The 21,774-nt window shown below is 73.5% G+C and carries 19 protein-coding genes; 10 read left to right on the top strand and 9 right to left on the bottom strand.

The window, feature by feature from the left end; all coding sequences use genetic code 11:
• Positions 1 to 3: 3 nt before the first annotated feature.
• On the top strand, positions 4 to 1,623 hold the full coding sequence (locus WFK95_RS13805) for an amidohydrolase (RefSeq protein WP_336671031.1): 1,620 nt from the start codon (positions 4 to 6) through the stop codon (positions 1,621 to 1,623).
• Positions 1,624 to 1,639: 16 nt separating this feature from the next.
• On the opposite strand, the gene WFK95_RS13800 is transcribed toward WFK95_RS13805, so the two are convergent.
• Positions 1,640 to 2,353, bottom strand: a complete 714-nt coding sequence (locus WFK95_RS13800) for a hypothetical protein (RefSeq protein ID WP_224649148.1) — start codon at positions 2,351 to 2,353, stop codon at positions 1,640 to 1,642.
• 142 nt (positions 2,354 to 2,495) lie between these two features.
• Here WFK95_RS13800 and WFK95_RS13795 point away from each other — a divergent pair, with 142 nt between their 5' ends.
• On the top strand, positions 2,496 to 4,004 hold the full coding sequence (locus tag WFK95_RS13795) for a glutamate-cysteine ligase family protein (RefSeq protein WP_224649150.1): 1,509 nt from the start codon (positions 2,496 to 2,498) through the stop codon (positions 4,002 to 4,004).
• A 7-nt stretch (positions 4,005 to 4,011) separates the two neighbouring features.
• Here the strand turns inward: WFK95_RS13795 and WFK95_RS13790 are convergent, their stop codons facing one another.
• Positions 4,012 to 4,551, bottom strand: coding sequence for a DUF4334 domain-containing protein (locus WFK95_RS13790; RefSeq protein ID WP_224649152.1), 540 nt, complete (start codon positions 4,549 to 4,551; stop codon positions 4,012 to 4,014).
• Between the two features lie 40 nt (positions 4,552 to 4,591).
• Positions 4,592 to 5,938: a TIGR01777 family oxidoreductase gene (locus WFK95_RS13785; protein WP_224649154.1), complete on the bottom strand. Its 1,347-nt coding sequence runs from the start codon at positions 5,936 to 5,938 to the stop codon at positions 4,592 to 4,594.
• A 95-nt stretch (positions 5,939 to 6,033) separates the two neighbouring features.
• Between WFK95_RS13785 and WFK95_RS13780 the strand changes: the two genes are divergently transcribed.
• From WFK95_RS13780 to WFK95_RS13750, 7 genes are all read left to right on the top strand, one after another.
• On the top strand, positions 6,034 to 7,296 hold the full coding sequence (locus tag WFK95_RS13780) for an NAD(P)/FAD-dependent oxidoreductase (protein ID WP_224649157.1): 1,263 nt from the start codon (positions 6,034 to 6,036) through the stop codon (positions 7,294 to 7,296).
• A gap of 14 nt (positions 7,297 to 7,310) precedes the next feature.
• The gene (locus WFK95_RS13775; protein ID WP_224649247.1) at positions 7,311 to 8,033 is read left to right on the top strand and encodes a DUF1365 domain-containing protein; all 723 of its coding nucleotides are present in this window, start codon (positions 7,311 to 7,313) and stop codon (positions 8,031 to 8,033) included.
• Positions 8,030 to 9,316 (top strand): class I SAM-dependent methyltransferase, encoded by a 1,287-nt coding sequence (locus WFK95_RS13770; protein ID WP_336671030.1) that lies wholly within the window; start codon positions 8,030 to 8,032, stop codon positions 9,314 to 9,316. Before WFK95_RS13775 ends, WFK95_RS13770 begins: the two co-directional genes overlap by 4 nt.
• Entirely contained in the window at positions 9,313 to 10,104 is a 792-nt protein-coding gene (locus tag WFK95_RS13765; protein WP_224649162.1) for a DUF1295 domain-containing protein, read from the top strand. The genes WFK95_RS13770 and WFK95_RS13765 overlap by 4 nt, the downstream gene beginning before the upstream one ends.
• Positions 10,101 to 10,697, top strand: coding sequence for a lipocalin family protein (locus WFK95_RS13760; RefSeq protein WP_224649164.1), 597 nt, complete (start codon positions 10,101 to 10,103; stop codon positions 10,695 to 10,697). The genes WFK95_RS13765 and WFK95_RS13760 overlap by 4 nt, the downstream gene beginning before the upstream one ends.
• 86 nt (positions 10,698 to 10,783) lie before the next feature.
• A complete protein-coding gene (gene sigK / locus WFK95_RS13755) occupies positions 10,784 to 11,350 on the top strand; it encodes an ECF RNA polymerase sigma factor SigK (protein ID WP_224649166.1) in 567 nt (188 codons plus the stop codon).
• The gene (locus WFK95_RS13750) at positions 11,347 to 12,102 is read left to right on the top strand and encodes an anti-sigma factor (RefSeq protein ID WP_336671029.1); all 756 of its coding nucleotides are present in this window, start codon (positions 11,347 to 11,349) and stop codon (positions 12,100 to 12,102) included. The genes sigK and WFK95_RS13750 overlap by 4 nt, the downstream gene beginning before the upstream one ends.
• 47 nt (positions 12,103 to 12,149) lie before the next feature.
• Here WFK95_RS13750 and WFK95_RS13745 read toward each other — a convergent pair whose 3' ends face one another.
• Together WFK95_RS13745 and WFK95_RS13740 are read right to left on the bottom strand one after the other, a co-directional pair.
• Positions 12,150 to 13,067 carry an MBL fold metallo-hydrolase gene (locus tag WFK95_RS13745; protein ID WP_224649171.1) on the bottom strand — a complete coding sequence of 306 codons (918 nt, stop codon included), beginning with the start codon at positions 13,065 to 13,067 and terminating at the stop codon, positions 12,150 to 12,152.
• Positions 13,068 to 13,092: 25 nt separating this feature from the next.
• Positions 13,093 to 13,920: an SAM-dependent methyltransferase gene (locus tag WFK95_RS13740; protein ID WP_224649173.1), complete on the bottom strand. Its 828-nt coding sequence runs from the start codon at positions 13,918 to 13,920 to the stop codon at positions 13,093 to 13,095.
• 73 nt (positions 13,921 to 13,993) lie between these two features.
• On the opposite strand from WFK95_RS13740, the gene WFK95_RS13735 reads away from it, so the two are divergent.
• Positions 13,994 to 15,313 carry a sensor domain-containing diguanylate cyclase gene (locus tag WFK95_RS13735; RefSeq protein ID WP_224649175.1) on the top strand — a complete coding sequence of 440 codons (1,320 nt, stop codon included), beginning with the start codon at positions 13,994 to 13,996 and terminating at the stop codon, positions 15,311 to 15,313.
• On the opposite strand, the gene WFK95_RS13730 is transcribed toward WFK95_RS13735, so the two are convergent.
• Genes WFK95_RS13730 through cysD form a run of 4 tightly spaced genes read right to left on the bottom strand, consistent with a single transcriptional unit; the run spans position 15,283 to position 21,710 of the window.
• Positions 15,283 to 16,674 carry an amino acid permease gene (locus WFK95_RS13730; RefSeq protein WP_224649177.1) on the bottom strand — a complete coding sequence of 464 codons (1,392 nt, stop codon included), beginning with the start codon at positions 16,672 to 16,674 and terminating at the stop codon, positions 15,283 to 15,285. The two genes, WFK95_RS13735 and WFK95_RS13730, sit on opposite strands and share 31 nt — an antisense overlap.
• Complete coding sequence (purL, locus tag WFK95_RS13725) at positions 16,674 to 18,941, bottom strand: phosphoribosylformylglycinamidine synthase subunit PurL (RefSeq protein WP_224649189.1); 2,268 nt, start codon at positions 18,939 to 18,941, stop codon at positions 16,674 to 16,676. The genes WFK95_RS13730 and purL overlap by 1 nt, the downstream gene beginning before the upstream one ends.
• A gap of 22 nt (positions 18,942 to 18,963) precedes the next feature.
• The gene (gene cysC / locus WFK95_RS13720; RefSeq protein WP_336671028.1) at positions 18,964 to 20,796 is read right to left on the bottom strand and encodes an adenylyl-sulfate kinase; all 1,833 of its coding nucleotides are present in this window, start codon (positions 20,794 to 20,796) and stop codon (positions 18,964 to 18,966) included.
• On the bottom strand, positions 20,796 to 21,710 hold the full coding sequence (gene cysD, locus WFK95_RS13715) for a sulfate adenylyltransferase subunit CysD (protein ID WP_374201344.1): 915 nt from the start codon (positions 21,708 to 21,710) through the stop codon (positions 20,796 to 20,798). Before cysD ends, cysC begins: the two co-directional genes overlap by 1 nt.
• Between the last annotated feature and the right edge of the window lie 64 nt (positions 21,711 to 21,774).

Here is a 21,774-nt window from a genome sequence, read left to right as displayed (position 1 = left end):
ACCATGACCACCACCCTCTACCGCGGCGGCCGGATCTTCACCGCCGACCCGGATCAGCCGTGGGCCGAGGCCCTCGTCGAGTCCGCGGGCGCCCTGACCTTCGTCGGCGCCGACGCCGCCGCCAACGAGCACTCCCGCGGCGTCGCCGACCTCCGGATCGTCGAGCTCGACGGTGCCGTCGTCCTGCCCGGCTTCGTCGACGCGCACACGCACCTCGTCCACCTCGGTGCCTCGCTGGGACACCTCGACCTGCTCGGCGCGCGCGACGCGGCGGACCTGCAGGACCGGCTGCGCGCCTACGCTGCGCAGCACCCCGACGCGCCGCGCCTGATCGGCGGGCAATGGCTGTTCGAGCCGCTCGCCGGGCGCGCCCCCGACCGGCACCTGCTCGACGAGGCGGTCGCCGACCGTCCCGTCTACCTGCACTCGAACGACATGCACTCGATCTGGGTGAACACCGCGGCTCTGGCGGAGCTCGGGATCGACGACGCCACCCCGGATCCCGTCGGCGGCACCATCGGTCGCGACGCGGCCGGCGCGGCGACGGGCATGCTCTACGAGACCGCGGCGCTGGGCCTGGCGGAGGATTTCCTCGCGAGCCTGGTCACCGACGCCGATCGGGACCGCGCCCTCGACGCCGCGGTGGCCGCCTACCTGGAGGCGGGCGTGACGGGCGCCGTCGACATGGGGATGCGCGGCGACGACCTCGCCGCCCTCGAGCGCGCCGCGGCCGACGGCCGGCTGGGGATCCGGGTCGCCGCGCACTGGCTCATCGCGCCGACCGGCGACCCCGCGGCGGACCTGGCGCAGGTCGGCGAGGCCCGCGCGCACGCCGAGCGGCTGGCCGACGGGCCGATCCGGATCGCGGGCGTCAAGATCATGGTCGACGGCGTCATCGACAGCTGCACCGCTGCGATGCGGGCGCCCTTCGCCGACGGCAGCCGGCCCGGCCCCATCTGGCCGCTGGACGCCCTGGAGCCGGTGGTCCGGGCCGCCGACGCCGCGGGCCTGCAGGTGGCGATGCACGCCATCGGCGACGAGGCCTCCGACATCGCGCTCACCGCGCTCGAGCGGGCGATCGCGGCCAACGGCCCGCTCGATCGGCGGCACCGCCTCGAGCACCTGGAGACGGTGGCGGAGGAGAACGTCGCGCGGCTCGCCCGGCTGGGCGCGGTCGCGTCGATGCAGCCCGTGCACGCCGATCCGGCGATCCAGGCGACCTGGCGCGCCAACCTGGGCGATCACCGGGTGGAGCGGGGCTACCCGTGGCCCGAGTTCACCGCCGCGGGCGCCGTGCTGGCCTTCGGCTCCGACGCCCCCACGGCGCCGCACCCGCCCCTACCGAACATGTTCGTCGCGTCCACCCGGCGGTCGGCGATCGACCCGGCGCTGCCGGCGAACCTCCCTGAGCTGGCGCTGCCGCTCGCGGAAGCCCTCGGGCACGGCACCCGCGACGCGGCGTACTCGTGCCGGTGGGAGGACGTCGCCGGGACGCTCCGGGCCGGCCTGGCCGCGGACTTCGTCGTGCTCGACGCCGATCCGTTCGTCGCGGGCGAGGCCGCCCTGCTCACGGCGAAGGTCGCGCGGACCGTCGTGGGCGGCCGGACGGTGGCCGGGCGCTGAGCCCCGGCAGGGCCGTCTACTTCGCGGTGCGGACCTTGTTCGTCGCCGCGGCGAGCGCCTGCGTGAAGCCCGCGCGGTCGGCGCGGCCGGTGTCGCTCACCGTGGTCGAGACCAGGAGCACGGCGTAGCCGCGGACCTGCTCGCCGCCGATGAGCTGCTCCTGCGCGAAGCGGGTGTCCTTGCCGTCGACGGTGACGGTGCCCGTGGCCCGGGTGAACACGGCACGCGCGCCCTTCGGGGCGCCCGGCAGCGCGACGGGCGCGGACGTGGCGTTCATGACGACCCGGTCGGCCGAGCCGGGCTTCGGGTTCATCTCGATGCGGATGTTCTCGCAGCCGGCGGGGATGCGGAGCGCGTTGTCCAGCGAGCCGGCGGAGGAGAGCGTCTCCGACAGAGCGGTCCGCTTCGCCTCGTTGACCGCCACGACGATCGGCATGCCCGCGGCACGGCCGAGGGCCGCCCGGTCGATCGTCGGCGCACAGTGCGCCGGGGTCACGCGGGCGCCGGAGATGCCGGTGCCGACGGAGTCGGTGATCTCGGACAGCTCCTTCGGGCTCACCTTCTGCACCTGGTAGCCGGCGGGGAACTCGCCCTGGGTCAGCAGGAGCTGCGCCGCGGGCGTGGTCGGCTTCGCGGGCGCGGCGGACGCGATGCCCGACGGGGCCAGAGCCGCGGGGGCGCCGAGGGCGAGGGCCGTGACGGCCAGGGCGGAACGACGGACGGCGCGCATGAGGATCCCCTATCGGTTCGACGTCAACGATGTCGAGAATAGTTCATCCCCCATCCGCGCCGGTGAAGACCCGACACCGCGGGCGGGCCCGATGACTCCATTCGCCCCCGCGCTCCGCGCCGCTTCTGCAAAGCTGCGAGCCATGGGTGCCGATGTCGATGCCAGGGTGTTCACACGCGAGGACCGCATGCGGTTCCGCCGTCAGGTCCAGCGCGGAACGGACGCCATCGCGCGCATGCTGGCCGAGGGCCTGTTCACGGACGACGGTGCGCCGCCGGAGCCGCTGCTCGGCATGGAGGTCGAGCTCAACCTCGTCGACGACGAGATGGAGCCGGCCATGGCGAACGCCGAGGCGCTGGACGCCATCGCCGACCCGGACTTCCAGACCGAGCTCGGTCAGTTCAACATCGAGATCAATGTCGCGCCAAGGCCGTTCGTCGACCAGAGCACCGAGAACCTGGAGGACTCGCTGCGGGACTCGCTGAACCGGGCCGACGAGCGGGCCCGGGCGGCGGGCTCCAACCTCGTCATGATCGGCATGCTCCCGACCCTCGAGGAGGAGCACTTCGGCAAGCAGTGGTTCTCCGCGAACCCGCGGTACGACCTGCTCAACGAACAGGTCTTCGCCGCCCGCGGCGAGGACATCGAGATCGACATCGAGGGCGCCCCGCTGCCCGGCGCGGTGGTCGGCGAGCGGCTCGACATCACCTCGGACACCATCCTGCCCGAGGCGGCGTGCACGTCGCTGCAGCTGCACCTGCGGGTGGCGCCCGAGGACTTCGCGGCGCACTGGAACGCCGCGCAGGCCATCGCGGGCGTGCAGGTGGCGATCGCCGCGAACTCCCCCTTCCTCGCGGGGAAGGCGCTGTGGCACGAGACCCGCATCCCGCTGTTCGAGCAGGCCACCGACACCCGGCCCATCGAGCTGCGCAATCAGGGTGTGCGGCCGCGGGTCTGGTTCGGCGAGCGGTGGATCACCTCCACCTTCGACCTGTTCGAGGAGAACACCCGCTACTTCCCCGCGTTGCTGCCGGTGTGCAGCGACGTGGACCCGCTCGAGGTGGTCTCCCGCGGCGAGTCGCCGGAGCTGCCCGAGCTGCGGATGCACAACGGCACCGTCTACCGCTGGAACCGCCCCGTCTACGACGTGGTCGACGGGCACGCCCACCTGCGGGTGGAGAACCGGGTGCTCCCCGCGGGCCCGACGGTGGTGGACACCATGGCGAACGCCGCCTTCTACTACGGCGTGGTCCGCGCGCTGGTGGAGGCCGACCGCCCCATCTGGACCCAGATGAGCTTCGACGCCGCCACCGAGAACCTGCACTCCGGCGCCCGCGACGCCTTCGACGCCGGCCTGTACTGGCCCAACGTCGGCTGGATCCGGCCCGATGAGCTGGTGCTGCGCCGCCTGCTGCCGCTCATGGACGCCGGCCTCAAGTCCTACGGCGTCGGTTCGAAGTCGCGCGAGCGGTACATGCAGGTGCTCGAGGGTCGCTGCATCCAGCGCCAGACCGGCTCGTCGTGGCAGCGGCAGGCCGTCGCGAACCGCGAGGCCGCGGGCGAGTCCCGCGAGCGGGCGCTGCGCGGCATGCTCGCCGACTACGTGCAGCTCATGCACGAGGGGAACCCGGTGCACACCTGGGAGGTGTGATCAGGACTCAGCGGCGCAGCACGAAGAAGAACGGCGGCACGTCGCGCAGGTCCATGACGCCCAGCAGGGTGGCGTCGTCGACGCGGCGGAAGTGATCGTTGATGGGCAGCGCGTCGTAGCTCATCGTCGCGGTGACGACGCCGCGGTGCTCCATCATCCGCAGCCGCGCACGGGGTTTCGACGTGCGCACGAGCCGCAGTCCGCGGCGGGCCAGGGGCGCCGTCGCGGTGAGCAGCGCCCGCGGCAGCCGCATCGACGCGCCCAGCGGCATCGCGGCGGGGTTCACCGGGTAGGGGCCGCGCGGACCGTCGAAGACGAGCGGCTGGACGTCGTTCGCGGAGGCGAAACGCTTGCCGTGCCAGCCGTACAGCTCGAGCAGCCCGTCCATGGGGTGGCCGGTGTCGAAGCCCTCACCCCGCCAGTCGCCGAGGATGTCCGCCACCTGCACCGCGGGCAGCGCGTCGTAGAGCGCGAAGGCCTCGGTCGCGGTGCCCGCGGCCTGCAGGCGGGCCAGTTCCGCCGCCGGTGCTCCGGGTGTCGTGGTCATCGGTCCTCCTCGTCGGCGCCGTCGACCCGACGGTACGCGCTCAGCCGCCGAGCAGGTGCGAGAGTGCGTCGTCGACCGCGGGGTACCGGAAGGAGTGGCCGCGTTCCTCCAGCACGGCGGGACGCACCCGCTGGGAGGCGAAGGCGAGGTCGTCCGCGCCCTCGCGACCGAGGAGGAGCGCCGGACCGAACGCCGGGACCGGGAGCAGGGTCGGCCGGTGCACGGCCCGGCCGAGGGCGCGGGTGTACGCGGCATTGCGAACGACGCCGGGCGCGACGGCGTTGACGGGCCCCGACAGGCCGGTGTCCCACAGCGCGCGGTGGTAGACGTCGACGAGGTCGTCGATCCCGACCCACGGCTGCCACTGGCGGCCGTCGCCGAGCCGGCCGCCGAGTCCCGCGCGGAACAGCGGCAGCAGCAGCTTGAGCGTGCCGCCCTGCGGCGCCTGGACGATCCCGGTGCGCACGGTGACCACGCGGGTCCCGTCGCCGGCCCCGTCGTGCGCCGCGGCCTCCCAGCGGCGCACCACATCGGCGAGGAAGTCGGGCTCCGCGGGCGCCGCCGACCCCTCGGTGAGGATCTCGTCGCCGCGGTCGCGCCCGTACCAGCCGACGGCGGACGCACTGACGAAGACGGGCACGCCGGCCCGAGCTGCGGCGCGGGCCAGGAGCCGGGTCGGCTCGATCCGGCTCGCCGCGATCCGCTCCTTGTGCGCCGGCGTGAACCGTCCGGCGATGCTCGCGCCCGCGAGGTGCACGACGGCGTCCACCCCGTCCAGGGCGGCGGGGTCCGGCGCAGCGGGGTCCCAGCGACGTTCGTCGTCGGACCGCGGTTCGCCGCGGACCAGCCGCAGCACCCGGTGCCCGCCGGTGCTGAGGAAGGCAACCAGGTCCGTTCCGACCAGTCCGGACGCGCCCGTCACGGCGATCGTGGACGGCCCCAGGCCCGCGTCGGCCGCCCGACGGTGTGCGGCGAGGTCCCCGGCGAGGCGCCGGTAGCGGAAGGCGATGACCTCGGACAGCAGGCGTTCGGGGACCGGGGTGTGCACCTCATCGGTCACCAGGGTGCGGGTCGCGTCGACGGGCTCGAAGCCGTGGACGTGCCGCCACGGGAACAGGCCCGCGGGCAGGGACCGGGCGCCGCCCGCGGAGACCTCGTCGACGAATCGCCGCCCGGCCACGTACTCCGACGGGACGTGCACCGCGCGCCACTGCAGGCCGCCGGGGAGGTCGATCACCGTCACCCCGTCGGCGAGCGACGTCGCCTGCGATCGGAGCCGCATCGGCAGCCAGGGCGCCTGGAGGCGGGCGAACGCCCCGGGGCGGGAGAACCAGTCGAAGACCTCGTCGACGGGGGCGTCGACGACTGCGGATCCGTGAATTCCCATGGCTCCACGCTAACCGCGCCGCGCCGGACGCACACGGTGAAAAATCTCTCCGCGCCCGGCCCCATCCGGCGGCGCCACGGCTCCGAATGACGGTCATGAACGATGCGAACAAGCGCTTCGCGGTGATCGGCAGCGGGGTCGGCGGACTCGTCGCGGCGCACGAGCTGAGCCGGTCGGCCCGCGTCACGCTCTACGAGCGGGACATCCGTCTGGGTGGGCACGCCCACACCCACGCGGTCGACCTCGGGTTCGCCGATCCGGTGCAGGTGGACTCTGGGTTCCTCGTGCACAACGACCACACGTATCCGGTGCTGTGCGGCCTGTTCGAGGAACTCGGCGTCGCCACGCGGGACGCCGAGATGAGCATGTCGATCCGCGACGACGCGCGCGGCGTCGAGTTCGCGGGCGGCAAGGGGATCCGCGGCCTCCTGCCCACGCCGCGCCACCTGATCGACACGGGTCACCTGCGGCTGCTCGCGGAGGTGCCGCGGTTCCACCGCCGCGCCCGCGACCACCTCCACGGCGACGCGACCGACCTGCCCCTCGGCGCGTTCGTCCTGCGCGAGGGCTTCAGCCAGCGTCTCGTGGAGGGCTTCCTCCGCCCGCTGGTCGCGGCCGTGTGGTCGTGCCCGCCCGACGACGTCGACGCCTACCCGGCCCGCCACCTGTTCCGGTTCCTCGACAACCACGGCATGCTCACCGTCGGGCGGTCCCTGCAGTGGCGCACCGTCGTCGGCGGGTCCGCCCGGTACGTCGAGAAGGTCGCTGCGGGCGTCGCCGACGTCCGGACCGGCACCGGGGTCCGCAGTCTGGCACGCACGGACCGGGGCGTGCGGATCGTCGACGATGCCGGGACCGCGGAGGAGTTCGACGGTGCCGTGGTCGCGGTCCACCCGCACCAGGCACTGGCGCTCCTCGACCCGCCGACCGCCCTCGAGCACGAGCTGCTGGGCGCGATCCGGTACACCCCGAATCCCGCTCTGCTGCACACGGACACCTCGCTGCTGCCGCGAACCCAGAACGCCCGCGGTTCGTGGAACTACCTCGCCACCGGCGACGGACGGCCGGTCTCGGTGACCTACGACCTGACCCGCCTCATGGGCCTGCCCCGCGGCCGCGAGACCGCGCTGGTGACGCTCGGGGGCGAGGACCTCGTCGACCCCGCGCGGGTGCTCGCCGAGCTGCCGTACGAGCATCCGTCGTTCACCACCGAGTCGGTGGCGGCGGCCCGGCGCCTGGACGAGATCTCCGGCCCGGGGCTCGCTTTCGCGGGGGCCTACCACGGCTGGGGCTTCCACGAGGACGGCGCGGCGTCGGGCCTGCGCGCCGCCCGCCGCGTGGCCGGGGTCGCGCCGTGACCCGCCCGCCCGCGATGTACGACACCGAGATCGGCCACCTGCGGCGCTCCCCCGTCGAGCACGGCTTCCGGCACCGGAGCGCGAGCTGGTTCATCGACGTCGACGCTCCGCCGACCGTGCCGCGGTGGCTGCGCCCGCTGGTCTCCTTCCGGGCCGCCGACCACCTGTCCCCCGTCGCCGACGGGGCTGACACCCTCCGCCGCCGGGTCGAGGAGACACTGCGCGCCAACGGCGCCGACGTTCCCGGCGGCCCGATCACCGCCCTCCTCAACGCGCGCTGCCTGGGCTACGTCTTCGACCCGTTGACGGTCTTCTGGTGCCACGACGCCGCCGGGGAGGTCCGGGCGATCGTCGCCGAGGTGCACAACACCTACAGCGGACGGCACGCCTACGTGCTGGGCCCCGGGGCGCGGGACGGCGCGTCGGTCGCCAAGGAGTTCTACGTCTCCCCGTTCCAGCCGGTCGACGGCGTGTACCGCCTCCGGATGCCCGAACCCGACGGGGAGCTGTCCATCGACGTGGTGCTCGAACGGCCCGGACGGGCCCCGTTCACCGCCCAGTGGCGGGGAACCCGCCGAGCCGCGACACCGGGGCGGATCCTGTTGTCGCAGCTGCGCGCCCCACTCGTGCCGCTGCTCGTCGCCGTCCGGATCCGCCGGCACGGCATCCGGTTGTGGGCCTCCGGCCTGCCGCTCGTCCCCCGTCCCGACACCACCGACCAGAAAGCGCATCCGTGACAGTCGAACTCGCACCCCGCAGCTCCCGCGCCGGCCACCGCGGCGCCCCCGTCCCCACCGGGCTCCGCGCCCGCGTCCTCGGCCGCGCGGCCCGCACCCTGCTCGCGCGCGCCGCCGCGCGCAGCGGCGTCGCAGTCACGACGGCGGGCGATCCCGCCCCCGGAGACCCGACGATCGTCCTCCATGCGCCGGATGCCGTGCACCGCAGGATCGGGACCTCCCGGCTCATCGGGTTCGGTGAGGCCTACGTAGCCGGGGAGTGGGACTCCCCGGACCTGGTCGCGGCGCTCACGGCCCTGGCGGAGCGGATGCCCGAGCTGGTGCCGCGGTGGCTGCAGTCGCTGCGCCGCCTCGCGGCCACCGCTCGGCCCCGCACGGAGATCGGCACGCCCGAGCATGTGCGGGACAACGTCTCCCACCACTACGACCTCTCCAACGAGTTGTTCGCGACGTTCCTCGACGAGACCCTCACCTACTCGAGCGCGCTGTTCTCCGCGGTGGAGATCCCCGACGGCGACCCCGGCACGACCCGCGCCGGGGACGCGGGCGAACCCCGTTGGGCGGCACTGACGGAGGCGCAGCACGCCAAGATCGACCGCCTCCTCGACGCCGCGGGCGTCGGCCCCGGCACGCGCCTGCTGGAGATCGGGACCGGCTGGGGCGAGCTCTGCCTGCGCGCGGCGGCGCGGCGCGCGACGGTCCGCTCGGTGACGCTGTCGACGGAGCAGCGCGCGCTCGCGCTGGAGCGGATCGCCGCGGCCGGACTGTCCGACCGGGTGCGCGTGGACCTGCTCGACTACCGCCGCGTCGACGGGACGTACGACGCGGTCGTCTCCGTGGAGATGATCGAGGCCGTCGGCGCCGCGCACTGGGACGAGTACTTCGCGACGCTGGCCCGGCTCGTGGAACCGCACGGCCGGATCGCGTTGCAGGCGATCACGATGCCGCACGACCGGATGCTCGCCACGCTGCGCACGTACACGTGGATCCAGAAGTACGTCTTCCGGGGCGGGATGCTGCCCTCCACCGAGGCCGTCGCGGCCGCCGCCGGAACCGCCGGCCTCGCCGTCCGCGCTCGGCACCGCTTCGGCCCGCACTACGCGCAGACGCTGCGCCTGTGGCGCGAGCGCTTCCTCGCGGATCCCGACGACCTGCCGCCACCGGCGGACGCACCCGAGTTCCGGCGGCTGTGGGAGTTCTACCTCGCCTACAGCGAGGCCGGCTTCCGGTCGGGCTACCTCGACGTGCAGCAGATCGTGCTCGCACCGGAGGCGGCGCGATGAGCGACTTCCTCCTGGTCACCGCCGCCTCGCTCGCGGCCCTCGCCGCGGTCCAGGCGATCACCTTCCTCGTGGGTCACCGCATCGGCCGGTACAACGTGGTGGACGTCGCCTGGGGCGCGGGCATCGTGGCCGTCGCGTGGATCGCGGCCGCGCTGGGCGACGGCGACGCGACGCGCGCCCTCCTCCTCGCCGCGCTCATCACGGTCTGGGGCGTGCGCCTGTCCTGGCACATGTGGGTGAAATCCGCGGGCAAGGGCGAGGACCCGCGCTACACCGACATGCTGAATCGAGCGGGTGGCGGCACCGCGACCGTGATCCGCAAGGTCTTCGTCGTCCAGGGCGCCGCCCAGTGGTTCGTCTCGCTCCCCGTCCAGGTCTCGGCCACCGCCGGGCCCACCACCGGCCCGTGGACCGTCGTCCTGGCGGCGGGACTCCTCCTCGCCCTGACGGGGATCGGCTTCGAGGCCGTCGGCGACCACCAGTTGCGCGCCTTCAAGGCCGATCCAGCGCACCGCGGGCTGATCATGGACCGCGGCCTGTGGGCCTGGACCCGGCACCCCAACTACTTCGGCGACGCCTGCACCTGGTGGGGGATCTGGCTCATCGCGGCCAGCGCGTGGCCGGGTGTGCTGACAGTTATCTCCCCCGTCCTCATGACCTACTTCCTGGTGTACGCCACGGGCGCCCGGCTCCTGGAGCGCTTCATGAGCGAGCGCCCCGGCTGGGCCGCGTACGCCGACCGCACGTCCTTCTTCGTCCCCCGACCTCCCCGAGGAGAGAACCGATGATCCGCACCGCCCGCTCCGCCGCCCTCGCCTGCACCGCCGCCCTCGCCGTCGCGACAGCCGTCGCGGGTCCCGCCGCCGCGGCGCCCCTCGGCCCCGTCGCGAAGGTCGACGTGGCCCGCTACGTCGGCACCTGGCACCAGCTGGCCACGATCCCCGCGCCGTTCAGCGCGCAGTGCGCGCGCGACACCTCGGCGACCTACCGGATCGTCGACGCGACGAACGTCTCGGTCCACAACACGTGCACCACGTGGACCGGGTCGACCTCCTCGATCCGGGGCAACGCCCGCGTCACCGACCCCCGCACCACGGCGCAGCTCCACGTCTCCTTCCCCGGCGTGCCGACCCAGGAGGCCCTCGACGGTCCGCCCAACTACGTGGTCGCGGCGCTGGCTCCGGACTACTCCTGGGCGTTCGTCGGCGATCCGGCGCGACGCAGCGCCTTCGTCCTGTCGCGGACGGCGGCCGTGCCGCCCGCCCGGTGGGCGCAGGTGCGCGCCACCGCGGAGCGGCTCGGCTACAACGCGTGCACGATCCTCAGCACGCCGACCACCGGGGGACTCGAGCGGATAGCGCCGCTGTGTGCGCTCCCCTGACGGTGTCGCGCCCCGCGGTCGGGGGCGGAATCCGGTCCGGTGTGCCGGGAACCGGTAACGTACCGCGGGACGAAGGAGGCACCCGGATGACCCGTGCGCGAACCGAGGCCGACGACCTGCTCGAACGCACCGCCGCCGGCGACGTCGGGGCCTTCCGCGAACTGTACGAGCGTACCGGTCGCCTCGTCTTCGGCACGGCGCTGCGGGTGATCGGCGACCGCGGCTACGGCGAGGAGGTCGCGCAGGAGGTCTACCTCGAGGCGTGGCGCAAGGCCGCCGATTTCGACGCCGCCCGCGGATCCGCCGAGTCCTGGCTCGTGACGATCGCGCACCGTCGGTCCGTCGACCGGGTCCGCGCCGAACGCTCCCGCGGGGAGCGCGAGAACAGCTTCGCCCATGCGAGTTACCAGCGCCCGCACGACGTGGTGGCCGAGACCAGCGAGCAGCGGGAGGACTCCGGTGCGGTGGTCGACTGCCTCGACACGCTCAGCGAACCGCAGCGCGACGCCCTGACCATGGCCTACTACGGCGGCCACACCTACCGCGAGGTCTCGGAGCGGCTGGACGCCCCGCTCGCCACGGTGAAGAGCCGCATCCGCGACGGCATCGCGCGCCTGCGCCGCTGCCTCGAGCCCCTCGGAGTGCTGTCATGAGCGACGTGCCGGCAGGGACCGGGAGCGGGGACGCGCTCCTCGACGATGCGGAGGTCTACGCCCTGCACGCCCTCGACGCCGACGAGCGGTCGGGCGTCGAGGCGGCGCGCGAGGCCGCGGCCGCCGACGTGCGCGAGGAGTTCGACGCCCGGGTCGATGCGGTGCGCGAGACGATGGCGGCGCAGGCCGCCCAGTACGGGGTCGAGCCGCCCGCGGAGGTCTTCGAGCGCGTCCTGGCCCAGGTGGTCGACGATCCCGGGGTCACGCCGATCCGCCGGAACCGCCGGCCGTCGCGCACGGCGCTGCGCGCGGTCGCCGCGGCGGCCGTCGTGGTGGTCGCCGTCGCGGCCGGCGTCGTCCTCGGCCGCTCCGTCCTCGCCGGACAGGACGGGCGGGCACCGTCGGAGACCGAGATCGTGCTCGCGGCGCCCGACGCCCGGACCACGCAGGCGCGGGTCGGCGACGCGACCATCTCGTTCATCTACTCCCGCGAGCGCAACGCCGGCGTGGTGCTGATGAACGACGTCCCGCCGCCGCAGGACGGCACCGTCTACCAGATGTGGCTGATGGACCCGGGCGGCGGCGCCCGCTCCCGCGGCACGATGACGCAGGCCGACGTGCGCCCCACGACGACGGCGGCGGTCACGTCGATCGACGGCGCGGTGACGTTCGGCATCTCGATCGAGCGCCCGGGCGGCGCGGCCACCCCGTCGGACCGGATCGTGACGACCCTGCCGATCGCGCCGCGCTGATCGGCGCCGGCCGGGCGCCCGCGGCGGTGCGGCGCGGGCGGCCCGGGCTAGTCGCGCCAGGGGTCGGTACGTCGCCACGGCGTCGGAAGGTACAGGGACACACCGTCCTCGGCCGCCAGCCGACTGAGCGCCGCCATCGATACGTCGAGGTCGTCGCCCGCGTAGGGCAGGGCGCGCAGCCCGCGGTCCAGCGGCCGGAAGAAGTCGTCCCAGTGCGTCAGGACCACCCGCCGGGCGCCGACGGTCCGGACCGTCTCGGTCCAGTACTGCTCGATGTAGGCGCCGGACTGCAGGCCCAGCTGGCCGATGCCCAGGTACACGACCTCCGCGCTGCGCCCCGTCAGCGCCCCGGGCACGAAGCCCGCGCTCCCGACGACGAGGGCCGTGCGCTCCGACGCGCGGTGGCGCACCAGCATCGACCACGCCTCCCCGCAGCGGTAGGCCGACGCGCGCACCGGCGGGACGACCGGGCGGGTGATCTGCCCCGGGTACCGGTCGGGCGGGCAGTGGTGGCCCTCGATCAACGTGAGGTCGAAGCCGCCGAAGCCGCGCGGCGCGGTGTCGCGCACCACCTGCACCTGTGCGGCGGGCAGCGCGTGACCCAGGTGCGCGACGGATGCGCCACCGACCAGGACCGCCCCGGTCCGCTCCGCGATCACGGCGGAATCCATCGCGTGGTCGAAGTGCGTGTGCACCGGCACCACCGCGTCGAGGCGCTCGACGCCCAGCCTCCCCAGCCCCGCGTCGATCCGCGGAACGGACGGCTCCAGGCGGCGCACCCCCACCGACACGAGCGACGGCCGCGAGAAGAAGCCGTCCGTCATGATGGCCGACGCGCCGTCGCTGATCAGCAGGGTGGTCACGCCGGCCCACGTCACGGTGACGGGCGCCGCAGGCGCCGCCGTGGAGTCGTCGACCAGGGCCGCGTAGTCCGACAACCTCGGACGGCCGGGCTTGATCCTCATCGGCCCATGATGGCACTGCCGCCCGTCACACGATCCGGCCCACGCCGACGTAGCCGTAGTCGCAGCGCAGCTGCGCCTCGGTGAGGGGGTACTCGGGACGCCACCGGCCGTAGCGCACCAGTCCCGGCTCGAGGATCTCCGTGCCCTCGAGCCAGGAGAGGATCTCCGCGCGCGGACGGACGTTCAGCGGCGTACTGGTGTGCTCGTAGCGCCGCCGCACCCACCGCAGCTCGGCCGCGATCTCCGGGTGGGCGGAATCGTCGGAGACGTGCGACAGGGCGATCATGCTGCCCGGGACGGCGGGCTCCCGGTACCGGCGGAGCAGCCCGGCCGGGTCGTCCCCGTCGCCGACGAAGACGAAGGTGCCGACGGCGAGCAGACCGATGGGCCTGCCGAAGTCGATGAGCCCACGGGTCACGGGGTGGTTCAGAACGGCGTCGGGGTCGCGGATGTCGACCTTGAGCACCCCCGCGTGCGGATCGTCGCCGACGAGTTGGCGCCCGAGCTCGAAGGCGATCGGCTCGCGGTGGACGAAGACGGTCCGCGCCTCGGGGTTGACCAGCCGCGCCAGCTCGTGGACGGTGCCGCCGGCCGTGATGCCCGAGCCGAGGTCGAGGAACTGGTCGATGCCCGCGTTCGCCATCGTCTGCACCGCGCGGCGGGCGAAGGTCCGGGTGAGCCGAGCGCCGAGCGCCCAGTGCGGGGCCTCCCGGGCGATCTCCTCGCCGGCGTCCCGGTCGACCGGGAGGTAGCTGGTGCCGCCCAGGAAGTAGTCGTAGAGCCGCGATCCGTTGGGGCGGTCCATGTCCAGCGGGATCGTCGACGGTGCGTCCGGCGGTTCGAGATTCGTCATTGCAACGTCGAATCTAACCGAACTCGGCGCCCCGCGTAGAGTGCTCGGACAGAACCGGGATCGAGGAGGGGCAGTGGGGGAATCCTCGTCACCGCTGGGCTTCCTCGCGCGCGGTGAGTCCGTCGTCGCGCTGCTGGTGGACGAGTTCCTCATGTCGATCGCGGACGACGTCTACCTCCCGCTGCCCGCCGCCGTCGTGCGGGCGGAGCTGCTCACCGCGTTCCAGTCGGTGATCGCCGCGCTCGGCGCCGACGACTTCGACCCGGCGGTGGGTCGCGACGTGGGCCGCCTCCTCGTCGCCCTGCAGATCACGGTGCCCGCGGGCGCCGCCGCCGGCGGACGGGCGATCGCGACGCTGCCCGACGCGCTGGTCCGGGAGCCGACGGCGGAGGTGCGGCGCCGGACCGCCCTCATCCTCGCGGAGTACACCGCCGGCTACGCCGAGGCCCTGACGCGCCGCATCATCGACGGGCAGGCCGTGGTGCACCGGGCGGCGCAGTTGGCCCGACGGTCCGCCGAGGAGGGCGAGCGGCAGGCGCAGGCCCGGCTGCGGGTGATGTTCGAGCACGCCCGCTCCCCCGTCTTCGTCGCCGACGAGCGGGGCCGGCTCCTCGAGGCGAGCTCCGCGATGACCCGCATGATGGAGTCCAATCCGAAGCTCCTCGGGGCGTCGGGCGACGACGTGCGGCCGCTCCTCGCCGACGACCCGGCCGACGTCGAGCGGGTCCTGCGGGAGCTGGCGGACGCGAACGACGAGGGGGTCACCCGCTTCCTCGAGCACCGGCGGCTGCGCTTCCTGGGCGACACCAGCGTCGGGCGCTGGGCGCTGAGCCGCGTTCCGGCGCAGGGCGACCGGCCGGCGCTGCTCGTGGGCGTGGGGCACGACGTGACGGAGCTGCGGGCGACCCACGCGGAGCTCAGCCATCTCGCCCATCACGATGCGCTGACGGGGCTACCGAACCGGCGCAGGCTGCGCGAGGACCTCTCCGACGCGCCCGCCGGCAGGGTCGGCTTCTGCCTCATCGACCTCGACGGCTTCAAGGCGATCAACGACCGGTTGGGGCACGCGGTGGGCGATCGGCTCCTCGTCGCGACGGCCACGCGGATCCGGACCGCGCTCGCCGGCGTCGGCACCCTGTACCGCGTCGGCGGCGACGAGTTCGCGGTGCTCGTCTCCCCGCCCTTCCGGCCCGACGACGCCGCGCAGCTGGTGCACCGCGCGCTGGCCACGCCCATCGAGTTGCCCGCGGCGGGCGGCGCCGAGGCGCACGCGGTACGGATCGGCGCGAGCATCGGCACCACCACGACTGCGGAGGCCGGCTCCTCGGTGGAGTCGCTGATCGTCGGTGCGGACGCGGGTCTCTACCGCTCCAAGGACGCCCGGCGGGCCTGAGCTCGCGCGTGCACGGTGCCGGCGATCCACAGCAGCGCGACGACCAGTGAGGTCGAGAGCACCTGGTACCGCACGTCGTCGTTGGCGATCGCGAGGACCACGATGCCCAGCAGCACCACGAGCACGGCCCACGAGAGGTACGGGTAGCCCCACATCTTCAGCGGCAGCCGGGTCCCGTCGCGCTCGGCGCGGCGGCGCAGCACGATCTGCGAGGCGATGGTGGCGAGCCAGGTGACGATGAGCGTCGACCCGACGACGGCGAGCAGCCGGTCCAGCACCTCGGAGCCCCAGATGTACGTCGCGGGCACGGCGAGGAAGCCGATGACCGAGCTCGCGAGCACCGCGAGGACGGGCACGCCCGACGGGTTCGCGCGCCCGAAGCCGGCGGGCGCCATCCTCCGCTCGGCGAGCGAGTAGAGCATCCGCGAGCTGCCGTACAGGTTCGCGTTGAGCGAGCTGAGCAGCGCCACCACGATGACCACGCCGAGCGTGGTGCCCACCGCGGGCAGCCCCGCGGCCTTGAGCACGGCGACGAAGGGTTCCTTCGCGACGGCCGGGTCGTCCCAGGGCAGCGCGAGCAGGATCACGGCGACGCTGCCGACGTAGAAGACCAGGATCCGCCAGACCGTGGCGCGGATGGCCCGCCCGACGGTGCGCTCCGGGTCCCGGGTCTCGGCCGCGGCGACGGCGACGATCTCGATCCCGCCGAAGGCGAAGGCCACCACCAGCAGGGCGGCGACGACGCCGCTGATGCCGTGCGGCGCGAAATCGGTGAGGTTGCCCAGCCCGGGCGAGGGCGCCGACGTCCAGCCGAGCAGGTAGCCGACGCCGATGACCAGGAAGAGCGCGACGAAGACGACCTTGATCAGCGAGAACCAGAACTCGAACTCGCCGAAGCCGCGGACCCCGGCCAGGTTCAGCGCGGTCAGCGCGACCATGAAGACCAGCGCCCACACCCACACCGGCGGCCCGCCGGGCAGCAGTCCGTTGAGGATGGCCGCCGCGGCGACGGCCTCCGCGGCCACCACCAGGCACAGCTGCACCCACCACAGCCAGCCCACGGCGAAGCCGGCGCCGGGCCCGAGGGCACGCCCGGCGTAGTAGGAGAAGGCGCCGGGGTTCGGGTCGGCGGCGACCATCTCGCCGAGCATCCGCATCACGGCGATGACGACGAGCCCCGCCACGGCGTAGGCGATGAGCACCGCCGGTCCGGCCAGCGCGATCCCCTTGCCGGCGCCGACGAAGAGCCCGGCGCCGATCGCGGAGCCGAGGCTCATCATGATCAGGTGCCGGGCGCGGAGCCCTGCGTGCAGCCCCTCCTCGGCGGGCGCGGCGGTGTTCTCGTCCGACGGTGCCGCCATCAGGCGAACAGCGCGGGCAGCGTGCCCTCGTGCGCGGCGCGCAGGTCGGCCAGCGTCACGCTGAACCGGCCCTGGACCTCGACGGAGTCGCTGCCCTGGTCGACCACGCCGATGCGGACGGCCGGGAGCTCGCGGGCCGCGCACATCGCGGCGAACCGGGTCTCCTCGGTGCGCGGGACGGCGACGAGGACGCGGCCCGTCGACTCCGAGAACAGCTGCACGAACGCGTCGGAGCCCTCGGGCAGCAGCAGGCGGCAGCCCGTCTCGCCGGCCAGCGCGGCCTCGGCGACGGCCTGCCACAGGCCGCCCTCGGACAGGTCGTGCGCGGCGGACACGAGGCCGTCGCGGGACGCGGCGGTGAGCACGTCGGCGAGCAGCTTCTCGCGGCCCAGGTCCACGCGCGGCGGCACGCCGCCGAGGTGATCGTGCTCGACCTGCGCCCAGATGGAGCCGTCGAACTCGTCGTGGGTGTCGCCCAGGAGGTAGAGGGTCTCGCCGGGCTCGGTGCCGAGGCCGGTCGGGATGCGGCGCCGCACGTCGTCGATCACGCCCAGCACGCCGATCACCGGGGTCGGGAGGATCGCGGTGCTGCCGGTCTGGTTGTAGAAGCTGACGTTGCCGCCGGTCACGGGGATGCCGAGCTCGACGCAGCCGTCGGCGATGCCGTGCACCGCCTGCTGGAACTGCCACATCACGCCCGGGTCCTCCGGCGAGCCGAAGTTCAGACAGTCGGTGACGGCCTTCGGGGTGGCGCCGGTGACCGCGACGTTGCGGTAGGCCTCGGCGAGCGCGAGCCGGCCGCCCTCGTACGGGTCGAGGTAGGTGTAGCGGCCCGAGGCGTCGGTCGACAGGGCGATGCCGCGCTGGGTGCTCTCGTCGATCCGGATGACGCCGCCGTCGGCGTGCTCGGCGAGCACGGTGTTGCCGCGGACGTACCGGTCGTACTGCTCGGTGATGAACTTGCGCGAGCACAGCGCGGGCGAGGCCAGCAGCTTGAGCGCGGTGGCGCGCAGCTCGTCGTCGGAGGCGGGGCGGCGCAGGCCCGACGTGGTGTCGGCGATGAGCGCGTCCATGAACGCGGGCCGCTCGACGGGCCGGGTGTAGACGGGGCCGTCGTGGGCGATCGTGCGCGCGGGGGCGTCGACGACGGTCTCGCCGTGCCAGTCGATGACGAGGTGCTCGCCGTCGGTGACCTCGCCGATGACGGTGGCCAGGACGTCCCACTTGGCGCAGACGGCCATGAACGCGTCGACGTTCTCCGGGGTCACCACGGCGCACATGCGCTCCTGCGACTCGGAGGAGAGGATCTCCGCGGCGCTCATGCCCTGGGCGCGGCAGGCCACCTGGTCGAGGTCGACGTACATGCCGCCGTCGCCGGCGGCCGCCAGCTCGGAGGTGGCGCAGGACAGGCCGGCCCCGCCGAGGTCCTGGATCCCGACCACGAGCTTCTCGCGGTACAGGTCCAGGCAGCACTCGATGAGCACCTTCTCCATGAACGGGTCGCCCACCTGCACCGACGGCAGCTTCTTGGGCTTCTCGTCGGCGTCGAAGCTCTCGGAGGCGAGCACGGAGACGCCGCCGATGCCGTCGAGGCCGGTGCGGGCGCCGAACAGGATGATCTTGTTGCCCTTGCCGGAGGCGAAGGCCAGGTGCAGGTCCTCGGTGCGCAGCACGCCGGCACACAGCGCGTTGACCAGCGGGTTACCCGCGTAGGAGGCGTCGAAAACGGTCTCGCCGCCCACGTTCGGCAGGCCCAGGGAGTTGCCGTAGCCGCCGACGCCGCGCACGACGCCGTCGAGCACGCGCCGGGTGTCGGGGGCGTCGGCCGGGCCGAAGCGCAGCTGGTCCATCACGGCGATCGGGCGCGCGCCCATCGCCATGATGTCGCGGACGATGCCGCCCACGCCGGTGGCCGCGCCCTGGTAGGGCTCCACGTAGGACGGGTGGTTGTGCGACTCGACCTTGAAGGTCACCGCCCAGCCGTCGCCGATGTCCACGACACCCGCGTTCTCGCCGATGCCCGCGAGCATCGTCGACCGCATCTCGTCGGTGGTGGTCTCGCCGAAGTACCGCAGGTGCACCTTGGAGCTCTTGTAGGAGCAGTGCTCGGACCACATCACCGAGTACATGGCGAGCTCGGCGTCGGTGGGTCGGCGGCCCAGGATCTCGCGGATCCGCTGGTACTCGTCGTCCTTGAGTCCGAGCTCGCGGTACGGCTGGTCGACATCGGGCGTGGAGGCGGCGTGGGAGACCGTGTCTACGTGCACCAGCCCAGTTTAGACGGGTGATTCACGGCCGGAGTTTCAGCCAGCGGTCCAGCACCACCAGCGCCTGTTCCGCGAGCTCCCCGTCCTCGGGCCGCAGCACCAGCTCGGGCCGTTCCGGCGCCTCGTAGGGCGCGCTGATCCCGGTGAACTCGGGGATCTCGCCGGCCCTCGCCTTGGCGTACATGCCCTTGGGGTCGCGCTGTTCGCACAGCTCGACGGGGGTGTCCACGAACACCTCCACGAAGGGCAGGCCCGCCTCCTCGTGCTGCGCGCGGATCCGGTCCCGATCCTCGCGGTACGGGCTGATCAGGGAGGCGATCGCCACCGTCCCGGCGTCGGCGAGCAGCTGCGCGACGGCACCCACGCGCCGCACGTTCTCGGCCCGGTCGGCGGCGGAGAAGCCGAGGTCGGCGTTGAGGCCGTGCCGCAGGTTGTCGCCGTCGAGCCGGTACGCGGGCACGCCGCGCGCAACCAGCAGGCGCTCGAGCTCGCACGCCACCGTCGACTTGCCCGACGCGGAGAGCCCCGTCAGCCAGACGGTGCCGCCCCGCGTCGCGCGGTCCTCGCGCCGCACGGCCGCGCCGTGCCAGACGACAGCGGTCGACTTGAGGGTGGGGCCGGTGATCATCCCCGCGGCGACGGTCTCGTTGGTCTGCGGATGCACCAGCACGAAGCTGCCGGTGGTCCGGTTGCGCCGGTACGGGTCGAACAGGACGGGGCGGCGCGCGGTGAGCTGCACCCGGCCGATGTCGTTGAGCCCGAGCTCGGCGGCGTCCTGATCGCGGTGCAGGGTGCTGGTGTCCAGCCGGTAGTCCAGCGCCTCCACCCGCACGGGCTCGGCGGTGTGGGCGTGCAGCATCCGGTACTCGGCGCCGACGGTGAGCTTCGCGGTGTCGGAGAACCAGCAGAGCGTCGTGTCGAGGTCCGTGGCGGACTGCGGGCGGTTCGCGGGCCGGCACAGCACGTCGCCGCGGCCCACGTCCAGGTGGTCCGCGAGCCGGACGCACGCGGCCTCCCCCGCCTCCAGCCGGTCGGCCTTCGCGCCGCCGGGCCGGTAGAGCTCGGCCACCGTCGTGGTGAAGCCCGACGGGAGCGCGACCACCTCGTCGCCGACCGCGAACGCCCCGGAGGCGACGGTGCCGGCGACGCCCCGGAAGTCGCTGTCGCGGGGCCGGATCACGTACTGGACCGGCAGGCGCGCGTCGATGAGGTTGCGGTCGCTCACCACGTGCACGTTCTCCAGGTGGTAGAGCAGCGACGGGCCGTCGTACCAGGGGGTGTTCGCCGAGCGCTCGGTGATGTTGTCGCCGAGCAGCGCGGAGACCGGGATGGCCTCCACGTCGTGCACCTCGAGCTTGGCCGCGAATTCGGCGAACTCGGCGCGGATGGCGTCGAACCGGGCGCGATCGAAGTCGACCAGGTCCATCTTGTTGACGCACAGCACGATGTGCTCGACGCCGAGGAGCGAGGTGAGGAAGGTGTGCCGGCGGGACTGCCGGGTGAGGCCGTGCCGGGCGTCGACGAGGATCAGCGCGACGTCGGCCGTCGACGCCCCGGTGACCATGTTGCGGGTGTACTGCTCGTGCCCGGGGGTGTCGGCGAGGATGAACTTCCGCGTGGCGGTGGCGAAGTAGCGGTGGGCGACGTCGATCGTGATGCCCTGTTCCCGCTCGGCCCGCAGGCCGTCGGTGAGCAGCGCCAGGTCGACGCCCTCCTCTCCCCGGGCGGCGGTGGTGGCGGCGACCGCGCTGAGCTGGTCCTCCAGCACGGACTTGGATTCGAAGAGCAGCCGTCCGATGAGCGTCGACTTGCCGTCGTCCACGCTGCCGGCCGTCGCGATGCGCAGGATCTCCATCAGAAGTACCCCTCTTTCTTCCTATCCTCCATGCCCGCCTCCGAGATCCGGTCGTCGGCGCGGGTCGCGCCGCGCTCGGTGATCCGGGTGGTGGCGACCTCGGCCACGACGGCGTCGGGGGTGGTGGCGTCCGATTCCACCGCGCCGGTGCAGGTCGCGTCGCCGACGGTGCGGAACCGCACGGTCCGGCGCTCGGGCGTCTCGCCGGGCAGGGGCGCGACGAGCGGCCCGGTGGACAGCAGCATCCCGTCGCGCTCGATCACCTCGCGCTCGTGCGCGTAGTACAGCGCCGGCAGGGCGATCGCCTCGGCGGCGATGTACTGCCAGATGTCGAGCTCGGTCCAGTTCGAGAGCGGGAACACGCGGATGTGCTCGCCCTTCTGGTGCAGGCCGTTGAAGATGTTCCACAGCTCGGGGCGCTGCGCGCGGGGGTCCCACTGCCCGAAGCGGTCTCGGAAGCTGAAGATCCGCTCCTTGGCGCGGGCCTTGTCCTCGTCGCGGCGCGCCCCGCCGAAGGCGGCGTCGAAGCGGTGCTCGCCGAGGGTGCGCAGCAGCGTCGCGGTCTGCAGCCGGTTGCGGGTGGCGCCCGGGCCGGTGGGCTCGACGACGGCGCCGGAGTCGATGTCGTCCTGGACGCTGCCGACGACGAGCCGGAGCCCGCGGTCGGCGGCGAGTTCGTCGCGGAAGGCGAGGACCTCGTCGAAGTTGTGCCCGGTGTCGATGTGCAGCACCGGGAACGGGATCGCCGCGGGCCAGAAGGCCTTGGCGGCGAGGTGCACCATGACCACCGAATCCTTGCCACCCGAGAACAGCAGCACGGGCCGCTCGAAGGTGGCCGCCACCTCACGGAAGACGTACACCGCCTCCGCCTCGAGGAGCCGCAGATGATCCGCGGCGACCGTCGTCTCCACCACTCCAACCTCCGGTTCATATTTGGACCATTGCGGTCCATTCTTGTTCCGAAGATTAGAACCTGTT

The organism is Tsukamurella sp. USMM236 (assembly GCF_037148755.1).
GTDB lineage: Bacteria > Actinomycetota > Actinomycetes > Mycobacteriales > Mycobacteriaceae > Tsukamurella.
The sequence above is the reverse complement of the archived record's forward strand: the minus strand, read 5'-3'. Positions and strand labels throughout refer to the sequence as shown.